At 54.4% G+C, this 22,719-nt stretch carries 16 protein-coding genes; 10 read left to right on the forward strand and 6 right to left on the reverse strand.

Going from position 1 to position 22,719, the window contains the following annotated elements; genetic code table 11:
- Positions 1-118: 118 nt before the first annotated feature.
- The 4 genes from ACKWMY_RS20965 (at position 119) to pbpC (ending at position 9,582) form a co-directional block, all read left to right on the forward strand.
- Entirely contained in the window at positions 119-445 is a 327-nt protein-coding gene (locus ACKWMY_RS20965; RefSeq protein WP_024529494.1) for a YqcC family protein, read from the forward strand.
- A gap of 206 nt (positions 446-651) precedes the next feature.
- Entirely contained in the window at positions 652-1,095 is a 444-nt protein-coding gene (locus ACKWMY_RS20970) for a hypothetical protein (RefSeq protein ID WP_409486988.1), read from the forward strand.
- Between the two features lie 71 nt (positions 1,096-1,166).
- Positions 1,167-7,163, forward strand: coding sequence for an alpha-2-macroglobulin family protein (locus ACKWMY_RS20975; RefSeq protein WP_409486989.1), 5,997 nt, complete (start codon positions 1,167-1,169; stop codon positions 7,161-7,163).
- A gap of 55 nt (positions 7,164-7,218) precedes the next feature.
- Complete coding sequence (gene pbpC / locus ACKWMY_RS20980) at positions 7,219-9,582, forward strand: penicillin-binding protein 1C (RefSeq protein ID WP_409486990.1); 2,364 nt, start codon at positions 7,219-7,221, stop codon at positions 9,580-9,582.
- Positions 9,583-9,714: 132 nt separating this feature from the next.
- Here the strand turns inward: pbpC and ACKWMY_RS20985 are convergent, their stop codons facing one another.
- Positions 9,715-11,037: an alpha/beta fold hydrolase gene (locus tag ACKWMY_RS20985; protein ID WP_024529498.1), complete on the reverse strand. Its 1,323-nt coding sequence runs from the start codon at positions 11,035-11,037 to the stop codon at positions 9,715-9,717.
- Positions 11,038-11,324: 287 nt separating this feature from the next.
- Positions 11,325-12,326: a linear amide C-N hydrolase gene (locus ACKWMY_RS20990; RefSeq protein WP_409486997.1), complete on the reverse strand. Its 1,002-nt coding sequence runs from the start codon at positions 12,324-12,326 to the stop codon at positions 11,325-11,327.
- A 296-nt stretch (positions 12,327-12,622) separates the two neighbouring features.
- Here ACKWMY_RS20990 and truC point away from each other — a divergent pair, with 296 nt between their 5' ends.
- Together truC and ACKWMY_RS21000 are read left to right on the forward strand one after the other, a co-directional pair.
- A complete protein-coding gene (gene truC, locus ACKWMY_RS20995; protein ID WP_211134368.1) occupies positions 12,623-13,381 on the forward strand; it encodes a tRNA pseudouridine(65) synthase TruC in 759 nt (252 codons plus the stop codon).
- Between the two features lie 33 nt (positions 13,382-13,414).
- Positions 13,415-13,864: a flavodoxin gene (locus tag ACKWMY_RS21000; RefSeq protein WP_024529501.1), complete on the forward strand. Its 450-nt coding sequence runs from the start codon at positions 13,415-13,417 to the stop codon at positions 13,862-13,864.
- Positions 13,865-14,115: 251 nt separating this feature from the next.
- Here ACKWMY_RS21000 and ACKWMY_RS21005 read toward each other — a convergent pair whose 3' ends face one another.
- The 4 genes from ACKWMY_RS21005 to map all read right to left on the reverse strand — a co-directional run bounded on the left by ACKWMY_RS21005 (position 14,116) and on the right by map (position 19,078).
- Entirely contained in the window at positions 14,116-14,505 is a 390-nt protein-coding gene (locus tag ACKWMY_RS21005; RefSeq protein ID WP_021179904.1) for a DUF3461 family protein, read from the reverse strand.
- 186 nt (positions 14,506-14,691) lie between these two features.
- Positions 14,692-15,516: a 2,3,4,5-tetrahydropyridine-2,6-dicarboxylate N-succinyltransferase gene (gene dapD, locus ACKWMY_RS21010; RefSeq protein ID WP_021179905.1), complete on the reverse strand. Its 825-nt coding sequence runs from the start codon at positions 15,514-15,516 to the stop codon at positions 14,692-14,694.
- 42 nt (positions 15,517-15,558) lie between these two features.
- The gene (gene glnD / locus ACKWMY_RS21015; RefSeq protein ID WP_409486991.1) at positions 15,559-18,222 is read right to left on the reverse strand and encodes a bifunctional uridylyltransferase/uridylyl-removing protein GlnD; all 2,664 of its coding nucleotides are present in this window, start codon (positions 18,220-18,222) and stop codon (positions 15,559-15,561) included.
- Positions 18,223-18,283: 61 nt separating this feature from the next.
- Positions 18,284-19,078 (reverse strand): type I methionyl aminopeptidase, encoded by a 795-nt coding sequence (map, locus tag ACKWMY_RS21020; RefSeq protein WP_409486992.1) that lies wholly within the window; start codon positions 19,076-19,078, stop codon positions 18,284-18,286.
- Positions 19,079-19,438: 360 nt separating this feature from the next.
- Here map and rpsB point away from each other — a divergent pair, with 360 nt between their 5' ends.
- The 4 genes from rpsB (at position 19,439) to frr (ending at position 22,680) form a co-directional block, all read left to right on the forward strand.
- Positions 19,439-20,164, forward strand: coding sequence for a 30S ribosomal protein S2 (gene rpsB, locus ACKWMY_RS21025; RefSeq protein ID WP_021179908.1), 726 nt, complete (start codon positions 19,439-19,441; stop codon positions 20,162-20,164).
- A 117-nt stretch (positions 20,165-20,281) separates the two neighbouring features.
- Complete coding sequence (tsf, locus tag ACKWMY_RS21030) at positions 20,282-21,136, forward strand: translation elongation factor Ts (protein WP_021179909.1); 855 nt, start codon at positions 20,282-20,284, stop codon at positions 21,134-21,136.
- Positions 21,137-21,270: 134 nt separating this feature from the next.
- Positions 21,271-21,996: a UMP kinase gene (gene pyrH, locus ACKWMY_RS21035; RefSeq protein WP_021179910.1), complete on the forward strand. Its 726-nt coding sequence runs from the start codon at positions 21,271-21,273 to the stop codon at positions 21,994-21,996.
- Between the two features lie 126 nt (positions 21,997-22,122).
- Positions 22,123-22,680 (forward strand): ribosome recycling factor, encoded by a 558-nt coding sequence (frr, locus tag ACKWMY_RS21040; RefSeq protein WP_024484316.1) that lies wholly within the window; start codon positions 22,123-22,125, stop codon positions 22,678-22,680.
- The last annotated feature ends 39 nt before the right edge of the window (positions 22,681-22,719 follow it).

Raw genomic sequence — 22,719 nt, forward strand, 5'->3', positions numbered from 1 at the left:
TTGTGCCGTGCCAGGCGTGGCGCCACCAGATAAAATTGGGTGCTTTGGGCTTAAATGTTATGCTTTGCGGCTTGCAGCCGTAGGCTGATTAACATGCTTAAATTGTTCGGGAATGTCGATGAGTATATCCAACCAGGTTCGCCACAATTTACAGGCGATTGAACAGTCCATGCGCGATCTGACGCTGTGGCAGTTGACGCCGCCGGAAGCCGAGGCTTTTGCCAGCACGGAACCTTTTTGCATCGACAGCATGCAGGCCGAAGAGTGGTTGCAGTGGGTACTGTTGCCAAGGATGCATGCGCTGCTCGATGCCAATGCGCCACTACCAACGCGTTTTGCCATCACCCCCTATTTTGAAGAAGCGCTAAAAGATAAACAGCCGAACTGCCTGCCGTTGCTGTTGCTGCTACAGCAGCTGGATTCACTGCTTAATATCGAGCTGTAATCGCGCTGTATGTTCGACCGTAGGGGGCGCCGCATGCTGCGCCCGCTTAGCCTGTCTGTCGTGAACTCGTTGCGTTTTATCAGCAATTTCCGATTTATGCGTGGTAATGCGCAATTCACGCGGTATGGCTAAAATAGAGTTTCCACCGCCGTGTGGAACTAGTAGATAATGTGCGCATTATCGCGAGTTACCAAGGAGGGTTTCTCATGCTCAAACAAAATATATTCGGTTGGTCGGGGATCGCGCTAGGCGGCCTGGCGCTGTTATTGGCTATGGTGCATTTCTATGCCGGGCCATTTGCCCCTCAGCAGACGTTGGAAAGCCTCGTGGCGGGCAAAGCGATGGCCATCAAAGAATCACTGTTGGCCTCATTGGCTGGCCATCAAATCCCTGAAAAGGTCTCGCGGCCTCATTATGATGTCGATCGAATATTGAAGATCGTCACTGCCGTATTGGCGGTGGGGGCCGTGGTCCTGGGCGCTATTGCTAGGGCGTGTAAGGAAAACCCGCGCGCGGTTTCTGTTGCGGTAATGCTCGGAATTGGCACGCTGGCTTTTCAAATTGCCATGTTTGCTTTTGGCGTGGTCATGGCTATTTTTCTTGTTTTTTTGGTGTTGTCACTGATTTTTGGAGTGGGTGCAGTCTGTTAGCTGCCTCGGTTCCGGCGTCGGAAATGTTGTCTCTCTGGGTGTCTTTCAAGGAATAAAAAGGTGCTGCAATCATGGATTTGCTGAAGTTTATCCTCCGTTTGCCTTTTACGTTGATCAAAGGCCTGTTCCGCCTGTTGGCCCTGATTTTTGGCCTGTTGGGGCGGCTGTTCAAGCCGGTGGTGGGCAACCTGAACTGGAATGCACCTGCCTGGTGGGCAGCGGTATCCGGCGGGGTGAAGCGCGGCTTCCTGCGGCTGGAAGGCGGGGTAGACACCTATCCCAAAGCCATTAGCCTGTCGTTGCTGGTGCTGTTGTGCGCCGCGGGTGGCGCCTTCTACGGATGGCACTGGTGGCTGAATCGGTCACAGCCGATTGAACCGGCACCGATGGTGTACCAGGAAACCAGCGTGCGGGTATCCGATCCTGAGCCGGTTAACTATGCCGTGCAGAAATCTGCGCCACAGCAGGTCACCCTTACCTTTAGAAACTCCGTGGCACCCTTGACCGATGTCGGCAAGGCCGTAGAAAAAGGCATCTCCATCAGCCCGGCCCTTGAAGGGCAGTGGAAGTGGAATAATGCCTGGACCCTGGTCTTCACGCCGAAAAGCCCTTTGCCGATGGGCAGCAAATATGAGGTTAAGCTTGAGCCTGCCGTGTTGCTGGCCCCGCAGATTAAACTCGCCAACACCAACTACAGCTTTAGTGCCCCGGCTTTTGACTATCAACTTGGGCAAGCCGAGTATTATCAGGACCCACAAGATCCGCAAAAGCGCAGCGCTATCTTCAACGTCAAATTCAATGCGCCAGTAGACGTGGCCAGCTTTGAAAAGCAGATCGCCATGGGGTTGATCGAAGCCAACGCCAAATCTGAAAAGAAACTCAATTTCTCCGTGGTCTTTGACGCCAAGAAACTGAACGCCTGGGTGCATTCTGAACCGCTGAAAGCGCTGGATCACGGTGGTAAAGTGCATCTGGTGCTGGGCAAGGGCATCAAGTCGGTGGTGTCTGCCAATGAGATCGCTCAATCGAAAGACAGCTGGGTATCGGTGCCAACCCTGTATAGCCTCACGGTGAAGGATGCCAGTGCTCAGGTGGTCGATAGCGATGGCACTAAAGGCCAGCGTGCGCTGATTGTCGCTTTCAGCGATGCGATCAAAGACAAAGATGCCGGGCGTGCAGTCAAGGCCTGGTTATTGCCGCAGCATAACCCTAACGACTCTGAAGCCAGTAACGAACCGGACGATTTTTATCAGTGGGGCGGGACCGAGAGCATCGAAAACAGCGTGATGGCCCAGTCTACGCCACTGACGCTGACCCTGAATGAAGCGGAAGAGACCTATCAACCGCAGTTCAGCTTCAAGTTTGACGCACCGGCTCACCGCTTTATGCTGCTGGAAATCACCAACCTGATGACTTCTTCGGGCGGCTATAAAATGCCGGAGAAGGTCTACCGCATCGTCGAAGTCCCGGACTTCCCGAAAACCTTGCAGTTTATGTCACAGGGTTCTCTGCTGTCGGTGAATGGTGACAAGCAAATCAGCGTGGCGGCGCGTAACGTGCCCGGCCTGCGTCTGGATATCAAGCGAGTGATCCCAAGCCAGCTGCAACATATCGTCTCATTCAAAAGCAGCGAATACTCTTCGGCCCAGTTCAACCAGCTTAACGATGAATATTTTACCGAACACTTTAAGTATCAAACGGTAATCAATAACGATCGGCCGGGTGAAGTGAGCTACAAGGGCATCGATCTCTCACGTTACCTCTCCACCAGCACGGATTCCCATCGCGGTGTGTTCCTACTGACGCTGTCAGAATGGCAGCCGGAAAAGAAAAAGACGCAGGCCACAGAGGATGAAGGCGATCAGGGCGAGCAGGAAGGGGATGATTCACCCAGCGTGGGAGATTCGCGCTTTGTCGTCGTGACCGATCTGGGGATTATTGCCAAACGTTCGCAGGATAAAACGCGCGATGTGTTTGTCCAATCTATCCACAGCGGTGCGCCAGTCGGTAACGCCAAAGTCTCGGTGATCGCCAAAAACGGCGTGACGCTGCTTAGCCAGGTGACTGATGCCAATGGGCACGTGCGTTTCCCTGCGCTGGACGTGTATACCAACGAACGCGAGCCGGTGATGTTCCTGGTGGAAAAAGAAGGCGATGTCTCCTTCTTGCCGACCACCCGCTACAACGATCGCGGGCTGGATTTCTCCCGCTTTGATATTGAAGGCGAAGAAACTCCGATCGATCCACGTACCCTGAGCAGTTACCTGTTCTCCGATCGTGGCGTGTACCGTCCGGGCGATACCTTCAATATTGGTCTGATTACCCGTGCGGTCGATTGGGGCGTAGCCCTGGCTGGCGTACCGGTGCGTGCCGAAATCCGCGATCCGCGCGACAAACTGATGACGACGGTGCCGCTGACTCTCGGTGGCAGTGGTTTCAATGAATTGAGTTACACCACCGATGAGAACGCGCCAACGGGCGAGTGGAACGTCTACCTGTATCTGATTGGCAAAAATAACGACACATCCACCTTGCTCGGCCATACCGCCGTCAACGTGAAAGAGTTTGAGCCAGACCAACTGAAGGTCAAGCTGGAGTTGACGCCGAACCGGCAGCAAGGGTGGGTAAAACCTTCTGAGCTGCAGGCGAACATCGATGTGCAGAACCTGTTTGGCACACCGGCCCAGGATCGCCGAGTTACCTCGAAGCTGACGCTACGGCCAATGTATCCAAGCTTCGATCGCTTCCCGGATTACGCCTTCTTTGAGAACCGCCAGAATAGCGACGGTTTTGAAACGGAACTGGAAGACCGCACCACCAACGAGCAGGGCGTGGCGAATATTCCGCTGGACCTGAAGTCCTATGCGGATGCGACCTACCAGTTGCAACTGCTGTCGGAAGCCTTTGTCGCGGGTGGTGGGCGTTCCGTTGCCGCCACCGCTCGGGTGCTGGTGTCGCCGTATGACTATCTGGTGGGGGTGAAGCCAGACGGTGATTTAGGCTATATCAACCGGGGGTCGGCGCGTCATCTGAACGTGATTGCCGTCGATCCGTCCCTGAAACAGATCCCGCTCGCCGATCTGAAGCAGGTGTTGATCGAGCAGAAATACATCTCGGTGCTGACCAAGCAGGATTCTGGCGTTTATAAATACCAGTCGAAAATGAAAGAGGTGCAGCTGTCCGAGCAGCCGTTGGCGCTGAGCGAGCAGGGCACCGATCTGACCTTGGCGACCGAAACCCCAGGTGACTTTGTTCTGGTGATTGAAGATGCGCAGGGCAAGGTGCTCAACCGTATCGCCTATAGCGTGGCGGGCAACGCCAACCTCAGCCGTTCGCTGGATCGCAATGCCGAACTGAAGCTGAAACTGAACCAAGCGGAATATCAGCCGGGTGAAGAAATAGAAGTGGCGATCAACGCGCCTTATACCGGCAGCGGTTTGATCACCATTGAAAAAGACCGTGTCTATGCCTGGCAGTGGTTCCACACCGATACCACCAGCTCGGTGCAGAAAATCCGGGTTCCGGCCGGGATGGAAGGCAACGGGTATATCAACGTGCAGTTTGTGCGCGACGTGAACTCCAGCGAGATCTTTATGAGCCCGCTGAGCTATGGCGTCATGCCGTTTAAAATCAGCACCAAAGCCCGGCAAAACGGCCTGGAAATAGTAACACCTGAGGTAATTAAGCCGGGTGAAAACCTGACGATGACGGTGAAAACCGATGGTCCTCAGCAGGTGGCACTGTTTGCCGTAGATGAGGGGATCTTGCAGGTAGCGCGTTACCGCCTGAAAGATCCGCTGGAGTACTTCTTCCGTAAGCGTGAACTGAGCGTAGAAAGCTCGCAGATCCTCGATCTGATCCTGCCGGAATTCAGCAAGCTGATGGCGCTTTCGGCGGCACCAGGCGGTGATGCGGGGGAAGGGCTGGATCTCAACCTGAACCCGTTCAAACGCAAGCGTGACAAGCCGGTGGCCTATTGGTCTGGTATTACCGAAGTCAACGGCGAGAAGCAGTTTACCTATCCGGTACCGGATTACTTCAACGGCAAGATCCGTGTGATGGCCATTTCGGTGACGCCAAGCAAAATCGGCAAGGCTCAAACCTCCGCGACGGTACGTGACAACTTCATCATGACGCCGAACGTGCCTTACATGGTGGCTCCGGGGGATGAGTTTGATGTTAGCGTAGGGGTTAGCAATAACCTCGAAGGGTTGAACGGTAAACCTGTGGCGATCGCCGTGCAGTTGACTCCACCGCCGCAGTTGGAAGTGGTGGGTAAGGCCGAGCAAAGCCTGTCATTGGCAGAGAAGCGTGAAGGCGTGATCAACTTCCGCCTACGTGCCAAGGCGGTACTGGGTGATGCTCCGCTGGTATTTGATGCACGTTATGGTGATAAAACCAGCCGCCGTACCATTAGCACCTCGGTACGTCCGGCAATGCCTTACCGCACCCAGACGGTGATGGGCCGGATGAGTGGCAGCAGCCAGAATATTGATAATCTGCGGCAGATGTTTGATGCCTATGCGCAGCGTAGCGCGGCGGTATCCCACTCGCCGTTGGTGCTGACCAACGGTCTGGCGCAGTATCTGGCAGATTATCCGTATTACTGTTCTGAGCAGATCGTCAGCCGTTCTATTCCGCTGATCATGCAAAGCCAGCATCCGGAAATGAAAAGCAGCCTGAGCCAGGCCGAAGTCAGCAAACAGCTGAAAAACCTGCTCGGCGTACTGCGTTCCCGCCAGAACGACAGCGGGGCCATTGGTGCCTGGCGTTCATCGCCGGAAACCGATCCTTTCGTCACGCCATACGTGGTGCAATACCTGCTGGAAGCCAAAGCGGCGGGCTATGCCTTGCCGGTAGGGATGCTGGAAGATGCCAACGGCGCGCTGCGTGAGCTGGCAGCCAACCGTTATGATGATATGTATCATCTGCGTCTGCGTACCTGGGCGGTCTACCTGCTGACCTTGCAGGGCGAAATTACCACCAACTCGCTGGCCTCGGTGCAGGATACGTTGCAGAAACTGTATCCAGACAGCTGGAAAACCGATTTGAGCGCCCTGTATCTTGCATCGTCTTACCGTCTGCTGAAAATGGACGATGAGGCCAATGCTTTGCTGCAGCCTAGCTGGAAGCAACTGAGCAAAGCCTATGACAAAGGCTGGTGGACGCAGAATTACTTCGATCCGCTGGTGCAGGACGCAACGCGTCTGTACCTGATCGCTCGCCACTTCCCGGAGAAGGTTTCTTCCATCCCTCCGCAGGTGCTGGAGAACATGGTCAAGGCGTTGAAAGAAGAGCGCTACACCACTTACTCTTCGGCGATGAGTATCCTGGCGCTGGAAAGCTACTCGGCTCAGGTGGCGGCGCAGGCCAATGCCACAGATTCGCTGACGATTGCGCAGCTCGGCAAGCAAGGTAACGTCGATCCGCAGGTGATTTCAGAGATGATAGGGCTGTTTGCCAAAGGCCAGTTTACGGCCGAGGCCAAAGCCATCCGCTTTACCAACAGTGCCGACGCTCCGGCCTGGTATGTGGTCACTCAGGCCGGTTACGATCTGGCTGCTCCACAGAAAGCCATTGCTCGCGGTTTGGAAATTACCCGTGATTACACCGATGAACAGGGTAAACCTGTCACTCAGGTGACGCTGGGGCAGAAGATCAACGTTCATCTGAAAATCCGCGCCAATTCGAAAGAAGGGCAGAGCAACCTGGCGATTGTCGATCTGCTGCCTGGTGGATTTGAAGTGGTGCAGCAAACGGCACCAGAGCCAGAATCGACCGGCGAAGACGGTGAAGCCAGCGAGAATACGGACGCAGGGTGGCAGTCGCCACTGGCTGCCTCGGGCTCCACTTGGGCACCTGATTACAGCGATATCCGCGAAGACCGGGTGATTATCTATGGTAGCGCCAGCACCGACGTGCAGGAGTTTGTCTACCAGATTAAAGCGACCAACACCGGTAGCTTTGTGATCCCTCCGGCTTATGGTGAAGCCATGTACGATCGTGAAGTGCAGGCCATGTCGGCCAGCAGCGGTAAACTGGTGGTTGTACCGGCGGAAAGTCAATAAGCCATCACGATGCCCCGCAGCGTTGGGCTGCGGGGTTCGTGGGTACCGAGACTCCATGAAAATCCTTCCTGCATCTGCTGTGGCAAAACGCTGGCTGCAAAATATCTTGATGGCGGTATTTCTGCTGGCGCTGGGCCTGGTAGGTGCGCGGCTGTGGCCGCATCCTCCGCTTTCGCAGGGCGTGCCCTTTTCCACGGTTTATTACGATCGCCACGGGACGCTGATGCGCCTCACGTTGGCCAATGACGATCGCTATCGCCTATGGACGCCGTTGGAAAAGATCTCGCCGCTGGCGGTGCAGGGTATTTTGCTGCATGAAGATCGCTGGTTCTATTACAACCCCGGATTTAACCCCGTCAGCCTGCTGCGTGGTTTTTGGCGCAGCTACGTAGCCGGTGGCAAAATGCAGGGCGGTTCGACCATCACCATGCAGCTGGCGCGCATGCATTGGCATCTGAATACCCGTACACCTGGCGGTAAACTGATGCAGGTACTGCGGGCCGTTCAGTTGGAACTCAGCTACTCCAAGCACGATATTCTGGAAGCCTATCTCAATTACGCCCCCTATGGCCGCAATATTGAAAGCATCGGTGCGGCCAGCCTGATCTATTTTGCCAAGGCACCGCAGGATTTGACCTTGCCGGAGGCGCTGACGCTCTCGGTGTTGCCGCAGTCACCCAGCTATCGCATCGACCCTAAAACCGGCGTGTTGGGGCAAGCTCTGACGCAGGCCCGTAACCGCCTGTTTCAACGCTGGCAGAGCGTGTATAGCACCGACAGCAGCCAGCGAGCCTTGTTTCAACTCCCTTTGGCACTGCGCCAGCCAGAGCGGATGCCGTACATTGCTCCACACTTTATCGAACAGTTACGCCAACAGACCCAGCAGTTAGTGCAGCTGGATACCCGAGTGGATACTACGTTGGATGCCGGGCTACAGCGGTTGATCGAAAAGCAGGTGAATGCGTTTATCGTCCGAAACCAGAGCCGGGGGATCCATAATGCCTCGGTGCTGTTGGTGGACAGCCGTGATATGGGGATAAGGGCGTTGGTGGGCTCTGCTGATTATTACAACCGCGAGATCCAGGGGCAGGTTAACGGGACCAATGCCAAACGCTCACCTGGCTCGACCCTCAAGCCCTTTATTTATGCCTTGGGGATGGAGCAAGGGGTACTGCATCCGATGACCATCCTGAAGGACGTGCCCTCGTCCTTTGGCGCCTATGCGCCAGAAAACTTTGACCGACGTTTCCTCGGGCCGATAACGGCGACAGACGCGTTGAACTTCAGCCGTAATATTCCTGCGGTGTATGTGGCTTCGCAGCTACGGCAGCCGACGTTTTATCAGTTTTTAAGCCTGTCCGGCATCGCCAATCTGGCCAGTGAGAATCATTATGGGCTGTCGCTGGTGTTGGGCGGGGGGGAAATCACTGCCCAGGAACTGGCGAAGCTGTATGCGCTGTTGGCTAACCGGGGCGTATTACGTCCATTGAGGATGCAAAAGAATGACGCCTATCCACCACCGATCCGTTTGCTCAGTGAAGAAGCCAGCTTTACTACGCTGGATATGCTGCGCCAGCATCGTCGGCCAGGTGACACTTTGGCACAACGTTCGTCATCCCTGCCGGTCTATTGGAAAACCGGGACTTCCTGGGGCTTCCGCGACGCTTGGAGCGTCGGGATTTTTGGGCCTTACGTACTGGTGGTGTGGGAAGGGAATTTCGACAGCAGAGGCAACAACGTGTTTGTGGGGGCCGATGCGGCAGCTCCGCTATTTTTCAATATTATCGACAGCATTAACGCCAGCTATCCGGCCTTGCAGGAGCCGAAACATCCCTTCCCGAAACAGTTGAAGCGGGTGGATATCTGCCTGGCCAGCGGTAACTTACCAACTCAGTGGTGCCAGCAGAAAGGCAAAACCTGGTTTATCCCCGGCAAGTCGCCGATCAAGGTCGATACCGTCTATCGTCCGGTGGTGCTGGATATTCACAGCGGTGAGGTGGCCTGCCCGCCATATGATGAAACGCAAACCCGCACCGAAGTGTTTGAGTTCTGGCCTTCCGATTTGGCTAACGTGTTTGCTCAGGCTGGATTACCCAAACGGGCTCCGCCGCTAAACCATTGCAAGGATAATGCGGTGGCGATCGGTGGCAGCCCGCCGCGCATTACCTCGCCGCTGAAAAATACCACCTATACCTTGCGGCAATCGCAGCAGGGGCGTGACAAAATCTCCTTCAATGCGGTGACGGATGCGGACAGTAAAACGGTGTATTGGTTTGTCGATGATATTTATCTTGGCAGCAGCGCCAGTAAAACCGCCATCGATTGGCGGCCGGTCAACAATGGCCAGTATCGCATCCGGGCGGTGGACGATCATGGCCGGGCCGATAGCCGCCTGATCACCATTGAGCTGGTGAACTAAGATGCCCCCTCACCCTAACCCTCTCCCAGAGGGAGAGGGAACCGAACGAGTGTGTTTGAAATTGTAGTGAGTCACCTTGGAAGTGGGGGCTCTAGCTTGCTGAGATTACCTTTACCTCCAAAAGAGCAGGGCCTACCAGCTCCCTATTCCTGCGAAAGAGGTGTGGGGAGAGGGGGCGTAAATGCCCGCTTTCTGCGCCATCGTCTGCAAATGACCAAAAACATTACCAACGCGTAAGCCGTTATGCTCATACTCGTTGGTGATCCACGGCGTCAAATTACCCACCTGTTGCGCCGTCGCCAGCGAGAGCTTCAAATCGACATACATATCGCTGAAATAAATGGCGGCGAATACCGGTACCCGATTGTCGAGCAGGCGATCGCTGTTATACAGCGGTGACCACACGCGGCGATCGGCCAGCAGCTTGGCGGGTTCATTGAAGGGGCGCAGAGCGGCGATCTCGGTGAACATCCAGGGATAGATCATTTCCCCGGTCAGGTAAAGCGGGCGCCGATCCTCGGCGAAAGCATCGAAGTTGCCCCGTTGCCGCTCGGCGGCCCAGTTGGTAGCCTTATCCTGCGCGTAAATACTTTCATGCAGCGCGGCAAACAGCGGATTCTCCGCGTAGCTGGTCAACGCCATCACCTGCGACAGGAAGGTATCGCTGAATTCACCGTCAGGGTTGAAGGCCTCGTCAAATAGCCAAAGTAGCCGCTCGTAACCTTCACTCATGCCAAGATCGATCCCCAGGCTTTGCAGGCGGCGTACGGTCAGCCGGTCGCCATCGGGCAACAACACCTCTTCCTGCTCCAGCTTGTCGGCAATCTGGCCAAGCAGCGGCTCCAGATGTGGGTAACGCTGATAGAAGATGCGATTTTTGGCGATCACCTGCGGATAGGTATGAGCGTAGACTTCATCGGCATCGGGCTGCAGGCTTGCCAGGCCGCCGGTCATAAAGCAGCAGTGTAGGCCTTCCGGAGCCTGAGAAAGATAGGTCAGCGTGATAAAGCCGCCATAGCTTTGCCCAAGCGTGCTCCACGGGCGATCGCCAAAGCAGTTTTTACGCAGATATTCGGCATCGCTCACTATCGAGTCGGCGCGGAAGCAGGCCAGGTAATCTGCTGCCTGGTGGGCGGTTAGCCCGGCCAGACTTTTACCTTCAATTCGGCTGCTGCGCCCGGTGCCACGCTGATCGAGCAGGATCACCCGATAACTTTTGAGGGCTTCGGCAATCCAACTGCTGCGTGCCGTAGGGCGTGGGCTTTTCCCTCCAGGGCCACCTTGTAAAAACAGCAGGCAAGGGAGTTGCTCATCACGGCGTAACGGGTCAACCAACTCACGGGCAAAGATCTCAATGGTGCGGGTATCCTTGCTATCGAACCAATTCAGCGGGACTTGGACCAGGTGTTCACGTACCCAGATCGCTGGCAACAAATATTCTCGTTCAACGCTCATGTTTTTCTCTCCCTGTTATGGTGTTCTCTTTTTTCTGCCGGTTATTTTAATGCCATATCGGTGTTTATCTGGAGCGTTCAGATCTACTCCATTTTATCGATAAGCAACAATGGTCCGGAGTTTGAAGAGTGAACATCAGCGTAACAGGCGGAAGGAACTTAGCAAATGCACTAATGATTAAATTTTAGTCAATACGTGTGAGGGTATGACTGAATAAGTATTCTTATCTGAGAATAAAAAGGGGGGGCTGGTGGCAGGGCGGAGCCACCAGTCAACATCGGTCGGGCTCAGCCGTTATCGATGACGTCGGCAGCAAGGAATTCAAAAGGAGGGCTGGTTTTAAACTCAGCGGAAACCTCACCGGTAAAATCTGCCATCTCATCTTTACCCAGCGCCAGCTTTTTAACCGGAGCGCCAGCAGCAAAGTCGACCCGTTTAAGGTCTACCCAAAATGTACTGCTGCCCAGTGCTGATTCAAAGTAGTACAGCTTGTTCTTTTGATCGGCCAGGGTGCGCCAACGAGTGGAAGAAATATTGGGTTCTTCAGGGGTAGTGATGCCAAAGGGCACAGAAACATTGCGCATAACGCTCAGTACGCTAGAGGCTGCCAGCCTGGCCTGATGATATTTCGGGATAGCGTTGATATAAAACTGTGCGCGTACAAAACGGTCGGCAGCACGGTTTGTGCCAGGCAGCATGACGTTACCCCCAATCCCTTGCCAGTACTTGGTGATGGCCAACTGTTGATCGAAGGTAGGGGAATTGGTCAGGACCTGATAGTCGCGGCTATGGTGAATCACTAATTTGCCGTTAATATATTCAAAAATAGCGCTGTCTCCACTGGCATCGGACAACGACAAATGAAGGGAGGCCAAACGTTCCTGGCCAGGCACGCCGCCGGTCACTACGATAAAGGGGGACTTTTCCAGTGAGTTAACGGCTTCTTGCACCGTGGCGAAATTATCCAATGCATACTGTGCCCATGCTGCCAATGATAAGGTTGGCTGCTGGCCATCGAATACCGGGTATTGGGATTCAACCAACCACAGCATATTGGCTACCAGACCTTTTTCATTCATGCCATCGGTGGTTGCAACACCATAGGCGGAAGTCACAACGCTGCCGTATTTAGACGTCCATTTGATCGAGTTGCTGCCTGCGTTACCACTGCGCTCCATTCCTTGAGGAAAAATCCACAGGTCAGAGTGCAGCTGTTCTCTCCAGTCCATAGTTCGGCCGGTGATCACCAGGTTATCTTCGCCGTGGTAGACCGCGCGAGTACAGGCCATTGCCAACTGTGGTGAAAACAGAATGCCGCATATAGACAGTAAAAGGGGGGCTATCAAAAGCGTTATATTCCAATTCAATGTTATCTCTCCTTGCTACTTTTTGTACAGTGTAGGCACTACTGACCCGTGGGGCAAAAACGAGAGCGCCAAACGGGATTTTCGTTTCGTCATTATTTATGTTTGACGATAGAATCAATCAATTACCTCTTTCCTCGCCCTGAAAACCGGCCAGCAGGCTGCAGCTTGCAGGGGCAAGGAGATAAAATGCATGATTAATCTATGGAAAAAATCACTCTATGAAGGTGTTGTACCAGGACGAACATCTGATCGCCGTTAACAAACCCTCAGGTTGGCTGGTGCATCGTAGCTGGCTGGATCGTCACGAGACAAAGTTTGTGATGCAAACCGTGCGCGATCAGATTGGCCAGCACGTATTTACCGTACACCGTCTGGATCGTCCTACTTCCGGCGTATTGCTGATGGCGTTGTCCAGTGATGTAGCTCGATTATTGTCGCAACAGTTTGAACTGCATCAGGTACAGAAAACCTATCACGCGGTGGTGCGGGGCTATGTTTTAGAGGGCGGCACCGTTGACTATGCGCTGACTGAAGAGCTGGATAAGTTGGCGGATAAACATGCCAATCCGGACAAAGGTCCAAAACCGGCGGTAAGTCATTATCAGCCCTTGGCAACGGTAGAGATGCCAGTGGCGATTGGCCGCTATGACACCTCGCGCTATAGCCTGGTTGAGCTGAAACCAGAGACCGGGCGTAAGCATCAGCTGCGCCGTCATATGGTGCACCTGCGCCATCCGATTATTGGTGATACCGCTCACGGCGATCTGCGGCAAAACCGTGGTATGGCCGAACATTTCGGTTGTTCACGCCTGATGTTGCACGCCAGCCATCTTCAACTTAGTCATCCGGTGAGTGGCCAGCCGTTGCATATTTCCGCGCCCTGGGAAGCAGATTGGCAAGGTGTCATGTCACAATTTGGCTGGCATAACGTGCTGCCAGAACTTGAGTTTCCGCAGGCTAACGGTCAGGATAGCTAATCATTTTTTAACGGTCATAAGGGAGCAGCAACGATGGCTCAGGTCGGCATTTTCGTCGGAACGGTCTACGGTAACTCTTTGTTAGTAGCGGAAGAGGCAGAAAATATCCTGCAACAACAGGGCCATGAGGTCAAAGTGTTTGAAGAAGGGACGCTGGCAGAGTGGCAGTTTTACCGCCAGCATTATGCGCTGGTCGTGACTTCCACCACCGGGCAAGGGGACTTGCCTGACAGTATTGCGCCGCTGTTCCAGGCTATTCGCGACCAGGTGGGCTATCAGCCGGAGCTGCGTTATGGCTTGATTGCTCTGGGCGATAGCAGCTATGACAACTTCTGCGGTGCCGGGCGTACCTTTGATGCCTTGCTGCAAGAGCAGGGGGCAACGCGCGTAGGTGAAGTGCTGGAGATCGATGCGATCGAGCAACCCGAACCGGAAGTGGTTTCCTGCCCGTGGGTAGAGCAGTGGGGCACTTTGTTGAAATAGCCTCTCGATGCCTGGTTACGAGCGGCCAGGCACGACTTTATTTCTGCTATCTCCAGTGGTGAAGATAAAGCAAAAAAAAACCTAATCCCTTAAGCACTCAAGGCCGCAGCCATCAAGCGTTAAAGAATTAGGTTTTGCCTGCCGAAGCAGTAACAACCCTATCGATTACCGATTTACCCTATCACACAGAAAACCGGCAAAATGTGAACCCGCTGGCACACAGGCGATCAAATTATCGCCAAGGGTTGCTGTTATTTACCGCGCGTCAGTTTTTCCAGATCGGATTCGATCTCGGCAATTTTGTTGGTGACCACGTTTTGCAGATGCTGCAGGTCATCGAGGATCTTGCGTTTCAGATCCACTTCCACCTGATCGCGCTGGCAGAGTTGATCCAGTTCATCGATCACGTAGCGCAGGTTCGGGTTGATCTCATGGATCTCTTTGTAACCCTGGCCGGCATTGTCTGCCACCACGGTTTTGCGCTGGCGCGGATACTTGAACTTCACGCTCTTGGCAAAGAACTCGCCCTTATCTTTGCGGAAGTAAATCTTGAGGATGTCGTTATTGGCCTCCTGACGCAGGCTATAGCGATCGATATCTTCCGGTTGATTGATACCCAAGCTTTTCAGGTTGTCATACATAATAGCGCCACCTTTTAATCAACTATATTCCCCTGAACGCGCAATATGCAGTTTTGTAAGCTGCAAATCGAAACACATCAGGAATATTCCACTGCCAGAGAGTATGGCGAAAACGCCCGTCACAGACTGTGACGGCCCGCGTATTGAAGGCAAAAAAATGGCGGGTGATACACCCGCCGTTCAAGCTTAGTCGATAGTGCGCAATAACTCATTAATCCCGACTTTACCACGGGTCTTGGCGTCCACTTTCTTGACGATCACTGCGCAATACAGGCTGTAGGAACCATCTTTGGAAGGCAGGTTGCCGGACACGACCACGGAGCCTGCAGGTACGCGGCCATAGTGCACTTCACCGGTTTCACGATCATAGATACGGGTGCTTTGGCCCAGATAAACGCCCATGGAGATCACTGAACCTTCTTCTACGATCACACCTTCAACCACTTCTGAACGCGCGCCGATGAAGCAGTTGTCTTCGATGATAGTTGGGTTGGCCTGTAATGGCTCCAGCACGCCACCGATGCCGACGCCGCCGGACAGGTGAACGTTTTTGCCGATCTGCGCACAAGAGCCTACGGTGGCCCAGGTGTCTACCATGGTGCCTTCGTCGACGTAGGCACCGATGTTGACGTAAGAAGGCATCAGCACGGTGTTACGAGCGATAAATGCCCCCTGACGTACGGTAGCCGGTGGCACCACGCGGAAGCCTTCCTTCTGGAAGCGTGCTTCATCGTAGTCAGCGAATTTCATCGGCACTTTGTCGTAATAGCGGGTTTCTGCACCGTCCATTACCTTGTTGTCGTTGATACGGAAAGACAGCAGGACGGCTTTTTTAAGCCACTGATGGGTAACCCATTGCCCCTCGATCTTCTCGGCAACGCGCAGGGCGCCGCTGTCCAGCAGGGCGATCACCTGGTTTACCGCTTCACGCGTTACGGTGTCTACGTTGGCCGGGGTAATATCCGCGCGGCGTTCGAAGGCGCTTTCAATAACGTTCTGTAATTGCTGCATGCTGTTCTCTGTCCTGATTTTATTTACGAAAGGTTACTTTTATCACATTTTATCGGTTGGATTGAGTGCCTCTGTCAACCGTTGTTCTAATTTTCTGCGTGTTTGCGGATCCAGCGCCCGGCGATCGGCATCGGCCAAAATAAACAAATCTTCGACCCGTTCGCCGATGGTGGAGATACGTGCACCGTGCAGCGACAGGCCCAGATCGGCGAAAACTTCACCCACACGCGCCAGCAGGCCGGGCTGATCGAGGGCGATCAGTTCCAGATAACTGCGGCGATCGGTGTGGGTTGGCAGGAAGCTGACCTCGGTCGGTACGCTGAAATGGCGTAGCTTGGACGACGGACGCCGAGCGCGGGGCGGTTGGTAATCTCGTTGGGTGATGGCTTGCTCCAGCGCATGGCGGATCGCGGCATGACGATCCTGGGCCAACGGGCTGCCATCCGGCTCCAGCACGATAAAGGTGTCCATGGCCATGCCGTCGCGGTTGGTGAAGATCTGGGCATCATGTACGCTGAGATTGCGCCGATCCAGCTCACCGGCAACGGCGGCGAACAGGTAAGGGCGATCCGGGCTCCAGATAAAGATCTCGGTGCCGCCGCGCGTGGCCTGGTGGCTGACCAGCACCAATGGCTTGGTTGAGTCATGGGCCAGCAGGTGACGGGCGTGCCAAGCGAGCTGATTCGGCGAATGGCGCAGGAAATAGTCGGCGCGGCAACGGCTCCAGATATGGTGCAGCGCCTCTTCATCGATATTGTCCATGCGCAACAGTGCCAGCGCCTGTAAACGATGGTGGCGCACCCGCTCGCGCAGATCCGGGCTGTTCTGCATACCACGGCGCAGTTGCTTCTCGGTGGCGAAATACAGCTCGCGCAACAGGCTCTGTTTCCAACTGTTCCACAAGGTCTCGTTGGTGGCACAGATATCGGCGACCGTCAGGCAAACCAGGTAGCGTAGCCGGGTTTCACTTTGCACTTCGCTGCTGAACTGCTGGATCACGGTCGGGTCCTGAATATCACGCCGTTGTGCGGTAACCGACATCAGCAGGTGGCAGCGTACCAGCCAGGCAACCAGCTGTGCTTCGCGTGAGTTCAAGCCATGCAATGCAGCAAACTCCAAGGCGTCTTGGGCGCCTAAAATGGAGTGATCGCCCCCGCGCCCTTTGGCGATATCGTGGAACAGCGCTGCCAGCAACAGCAATTCTGGGTGAGGCAAGCGAGGATAAAGCTCCACGCACAGCGGATGGCGTGGGCGAGTTTCCTCATCGGAGAAGCTTTCCAGCTTTTGCAGCACGCGCACGGTATGTTCATCGACGGTATAGGCATGGAACAGGTCGAACTGCATCTGGCCGACGATGCTGCCCCATTGCGGCATATAGGCCCACAGCACGCTGTGGCGATGCATTGGCACCAACGCCCGTGAGACTGCGCCAGGGTGCCGCAGAATGGCCATAAACAGCTCTCTCGCCTCGGGAATGTTGCACAGCGGCTGTTTCAGGTGGCGGCGGGCATGGCGCAACTGGCGTACGGTGGTGGAGTAGATGCCTTTGATTTCGCGGTTGCGTACCATCAGGTAGAACATGCGCATGATGGCTTCGGGCTGGCGGATAAACAGCGTTTCGTCGCGCAGATCGATCAAATCGCCACGCAGTTGAAAATCATCGTTCAGCGGGCGCGGCTTCTCCGTGGCGTCCAATGCCAGGATCGCTTCATCGAACAGCTGTAGCAGCATGTGGTTCAGCTCGCCGACGCGGCGCGTCATGCGATAGAAATCCTTCATCATGTGCTCTACCGGCTCATTGCCTTCCCCCTGATAGCGCAGCAGTTGGGCCACGCTGAGCTGGCGATCGAACAGCAGGCGGTTGTCATAACGCGGTAGCGCCAGGTGCAGGGCAAAACGAATACGCCACAGGAAGCTTTGGCATTCGTTCAATTCGTTGCGTTCGGCCTGGGTCAGGAAGCCAAAACCGACCATCTCATCAAGCGAGGTGGCGCCGAAATGGCGGCGGGCCACCCACATCAGCGTATGGATATCACGCAGGCCACCTGGGCTGCTTTTGATATCCGGTTCCAGGTTGTAGCTGGTGCCGTGATAGCGCTGGTGACGTTGTTGTTGCTCAACCAGTTTGGCGTCAAAGAATTTGGGCGAAGGCCAGAAGCCGTCGCTGAAAACATGCTTCTGCAATTGCAGGAACAGGGCGACGTCACCGCAGATCATGCGGGATTCGATCAGGTTGGTGGCAACGGTCAGGTCCGCCAAGCCTTCCAGCAGGCACTCTTCCAGCGTGCGTACGCTGTGGCCGACTTCCAGCTTGAGATCCCACAGCAGGGTAATGAATTCACCGACGCGAGCGGCCTGTTCATCGTTCAGGCGAGTCTGGCTGAGCACCAGCACGTCGATATCAGACAGCGGGTGCAGTTCACCACGGCCATAGCCGCCGACGGCCAGCAGCGCCGTTTCGGGGATAGTGTCAAAGCCGTAAAACAGCCACAGCCGCCGCAATAGCCGATCGATAAACTTGCTGCGCGCCGCCACCAGGCTTTCGGCACTGGCTCCGGCATTGAAGGCTACTGCCAGCCACTGCTGAAACTGCTCAAGCCGCTGTTTAAGAGCCAGGCAATTGATCTCTTCATCGCCATAGGTGCTGGGAGCATCCGGCTTTTTGGGAACGGCCGGGGTCTCTAGCTCACGATAATTTTCAGACATGTTTCGCCGCCCATAAAAAAAGCCGGCATAGGCCGGCTTGTCACAAGAACCCCTGTGGTTCTTACATTTCGTGAGTAATGATGTTGGGGATGGTGTCATCCTTGCGCAACGTCATTATCTCGCAGCCGTTATCAGTCACCACAATAGTATGCTCATACTGTGCCGACAAGCTGCGATCTTTGGTTTTCACCGTCCAGCCGTCTTTCATGGTACGGATGCGGTAATCACCGGCATTGACCATGGGTTCAATGGTGAAGGCCATACCGGCCTGCAGCACCACGCCGCCGTCATCGGCATCGTAATGCAGTACCTGAGGCTCTTCGTGGAAACCTTCGCCGATACCGTGGCCGCAATATTCGCGCACTACGGAGAACTTCTCTGCTTCAACAAACTGCTGGATGGCTTTACCCAGAGTGCGCAGGCGGATACCCGGTTTGACCATCTTCAAGGCCAGATACAGGCTTTCCTGGGTGATGCGGCACAGGCGCTCGCCCAGAATGGTCGGTTTACCGACGATGAACATCTTGGAGGTATCGCCGTGGAAGCCGTCTTTGATCACGGTCACGTCGATATTGACGATATCCGCGTCTTTCAGCACCTTGTCGTCACTTGGGATGCCGTGGCACACCACTTCATTCACCGAGATACAGACCGATTTTGGGAAGCCATGGTAGCCCAGGCAGGCCGAGATTGCCTGTTGTGTATTGGTGATATGCTCGTGGCAGATCCTGTCCAGCTCGCCGGTGGTGACGCCGGGTTTAACGTGGGGCTCGATGATTTCCAGCACTTCTGCGGCCAGGCGGCCCGCAACGCGCATCTTTTGAATGTCATCAGGTGTTTTAATTGAAATTGCCATGAAAGTTAGTCCGCAGGTGTCGTTATTGTCGACAAGGTAGAAAGATAAGGCATTGAGTTATGGTATCAGCCCGGCTTGAGGCTGCCAAATTTCATTTGTGAAGGGCCAGGCCAACTGCAACAAAAGTTGGTGTCTGGGGCGGGTTTATGGTATAAAGCGCGCCGGCAGATCCGCATTCGGCCTTGAGTGCCAGTGAGGAAATGACCGAAAGTAATTCAACTGCACTCACATTGTGTAAATAACACACACGTATCGACACATCCGCCGGGGTGCCTTGAGATGACTCACGTCATTGTCCGGGTCGGCGTTATGGGATACGTGGAGGCATAACCCCAATCAACTCTAATAGAGGTTTTAATCATGGCAACTGTTTCCATGCGCGACATGCTCCAGGCTGGTGTACACTTTGGTCACCAGACCCGTTACTGGAACCCGAAAATGAAGCCTTTCATCTTCGGCGCACGTAACAAGGTTCACATCATCAACCTGGAAAAAACCGTACCAATGGCCAACCTGGCTTTGGCTGAACTGACCAAGATCTCTTCCCGTAAAGGTAAGATCCTGTTCGTTGGTACCAAGCGCGCAGCAAGCGAAGCGGTAAAAGAATATGCTAACGGCTGCGATCAGTTCTTCGTGAACCATCGCTGGTTGGGCGGCATGCTGACTAACTGGAAAACCGTTCGTCAGTCAATCAAACGTTTGAAAGATCTGGAAATCCAGTCCCAAGACGGCACCTTCGACAAGCTGACCAAGAAAGAAGCGCTGATGCGCACTCGTGAACTGGCCAAGCTGGAAAACTCCCTGGGTGGTATCAAGGACATGGGTGGTCTGCCAGACGCTCTGTTTGTTATCGATGCCGATCACGAACACATCGCGATCAAAGAAGCCAACAACCTGGGTATCCCGGTATTCTCTATCGTTGATACCAACTCCGATCCAGACGGCGTTGACTTCATCATCCCTGGTAACGACGACGCAATCCGTGCAATCAAATTGTACCTGACCGCCGTTTCTGCCGCCATCCGTGAAGGTCGTTCTCAAGATCTGGCCGTTCAGGCGGAAGAAAGCTTCGTAGAAGCTGAATAATAAGGTCAAGCCCTTATTAACCAGGTATTGAATATGTTGGTTAGGGGGGCCTTTAAGGGCCCCCTTTGCTTATCTGAATGAGAACTATCTCCGAGCGAGATAACCGAGGAAAAAGAAATGGCTGATATTACCGCTGCCCTGGTAAAAGAACTGCGTGAGCGTACCAGCGCAGGTATGATGGATTGCAAAAAAGCGCTGATCGAATCTAACGGCGACATCGAGCTGGCAATCGAAAACATGCGTAAATCTGGCGCGATCAAAGCGGCGAAAAAAGCAGGCAACGTAGCTGCTGACGGCGTGATCAAAACCAAGATCGAAGGCAACTTCGGCATGATCGTGGAAGTTAACTGCCAGACCGACTTCGTTGCTAAAGACGGCGGTTTCCAGGCTTTCGCTGACAAAGTGTTGGATGCGGCTTTTGCTGGCAAAATCACTGACGTTGATGTGCTGAAAGCGCAGTTCGAAGAAGAGCGCGTTGCGCTGGTGGCAAAAATCGGTGAGAACATCAACATTCGCCGCATTGCTGCCCTGGAAGGCGACGTGTTGGGTAGCTACCTGCACGGTGCTCGCATCGGTGTTCTGGTTGCCGCTACCAAAGGCGCGGATGAAGAGCTGGTTAAGCAGCTGGCAATGCACGTTGCCGCTAGCAAGCCTGAATTCGTCAAGCCTGAAGATGTGTCTGCTGAAGTGGTAGAGAAAGAGTACCAGGTTCAGTTGGACATCGCCATGCAGTCTGGCAAGCCGAAAGAAATCGCAGAGAAGATGGTTGAAGGCCGCATGAAGAAATTCACCGGCGAAGTCTCTCTGACCGGTCAGCCTTTCGTGATCGAACCAAGCAAGAGCGTTGCTCAGGTGCTGAAAGAGCACAACACTGACGTGACCAATTTCATCCGCTTTGAAGTGGGTGAAGGCATTGAGAAAGTTGAAGCTGACTTTGCTGCTGAAGTTGCAGCAATGAGCAAACAGTCTTAATGCTGTTAATGGAGCCGCCGCGAGGCGGCTCCATTTTATCCAGCCAGAGAAATGCCGATGGTGGGCCCCGCGTGCCCAGGCTAATCGGTTGAAAACCCCAATACTATAACTACTGCTTCTTAGGACAGAACACCATGGCAACCAATGCAAAACCCGTTTATCAGCGTATCCTGCTCAAACTGAGTGGTGAAGCCCTGCAAGGTGCAGAAGGCTTTGGGATCGACGCTAGCGTTTTGGATCGCATGGCTCAGGAAGTAAAAGAGCTGGTCGAGCTGGGCATCCAGGTCGGTGTAGTTATTGGCGGTGGCAATCTTTTCCGTGGTGCAGGTCTGGCACAAGCCGGCATGAACCGCGTAGTGGGCGACCACATGGGAATGCTGGCTACCGTGATGAACGGCCTGGCTATGCGTGATGCACTGCACCGTGCCTATGTGAACGCCCGCCTGATGTCTGCCATTCCGTTGAATGGCGTATGTGACAACTACAGCTGGGCAGAGGCGATTAGCCTGCTGCGTAACAACCGTGTGGTCATTTTCTCCGCCGGTACGGGTAACCCGTTCTTTACCACGGATTCTGCGGCCTGCCTGCGCGGCATCGAAATTGAAGCCGATGTGGTATTGAAAGCGACTAAAGTGGATGGTGTATACTCCGCTGACCCGGTGAAAAACCCGGACGCAACGCTGTACGAACAGATCACCTACCAGGACGTGTTGGAGCGTGAGTTAAAAGTGATGGATCTGGCGGCGTTTACGCTGGCTCGCGACCATGGCTTGCCGATCCGCGTATTCAACATGAACAAGCCGGGCGCACTGCGTCGCGTGGTGATGGGTGAGAACGAAGGTACTCTGATCACCAAATAACGGCTGTTTGGCCAAATTTCCCAGGAGCGGGTAACGCCAGGCGTTGTGTGCTTCTGATAAGTAAAATTCACGGGCTATACTTTTCAGTACAGCCTGCCAAGTAACCAGCTTCCAAGGGTTCGCAACGTGATTAATGAAATCAGAAAAGATGCTGATTCACGCATGGAAAAAAGCGTCGAAGCATTCAAAAACCAAATCAGCAAGATCCGTACTGGCCGTGCTTCTCCAAGCATCCTGGACGGCATCATGGTGGAATACTACGGTGCAGCAACGCCGCTGCGCCAACTGGCCAACGTCACGGTAGAAGATTCCCGTACGCTGGCGATCAACCTGTTTGACCGTTCTCTGGGGTCGGCGGTAGAAAAAGCCATTATGTCTTCCGATCTGGGCCTTAACCCAAGCTCGGCTGGCACCGTGATCCGCGTTCCGCTTCCTCCGCTGACGGAAGAGCGCCGTAAGGATCTGATCAAGGTCGTACGTGGCGAAGCCGAGCAGGGCCGTGTGGCCGTGCGTAACGTGCGCCGCGATGCCAACGATAAAGTGAAGGCGCTGCTGAAAGACAAAGAAATCAGCGAAGATGAAGATCGCCGTTCACAAGACGACATCCAGAAAATGACCGATGCCTACATCAAACTGCTTGATGCGGCATTGGCCGATAAAGAAAAAGAACTGATGGATTTCTAATCTCCATCGCCTTGAAATAGAGCGTCGCCTTGGCGGCGC

The organism is Serratia sp. J2, from assembly GCF_046269175.1.
In the GTDB taxonomy this organism is placed as follows: Bacteria; Pseudomonadota; Gammaproteobacteria; order Enterobacterales; family Enterobacteriaceae; genus Chania; species Chania fonticola_C.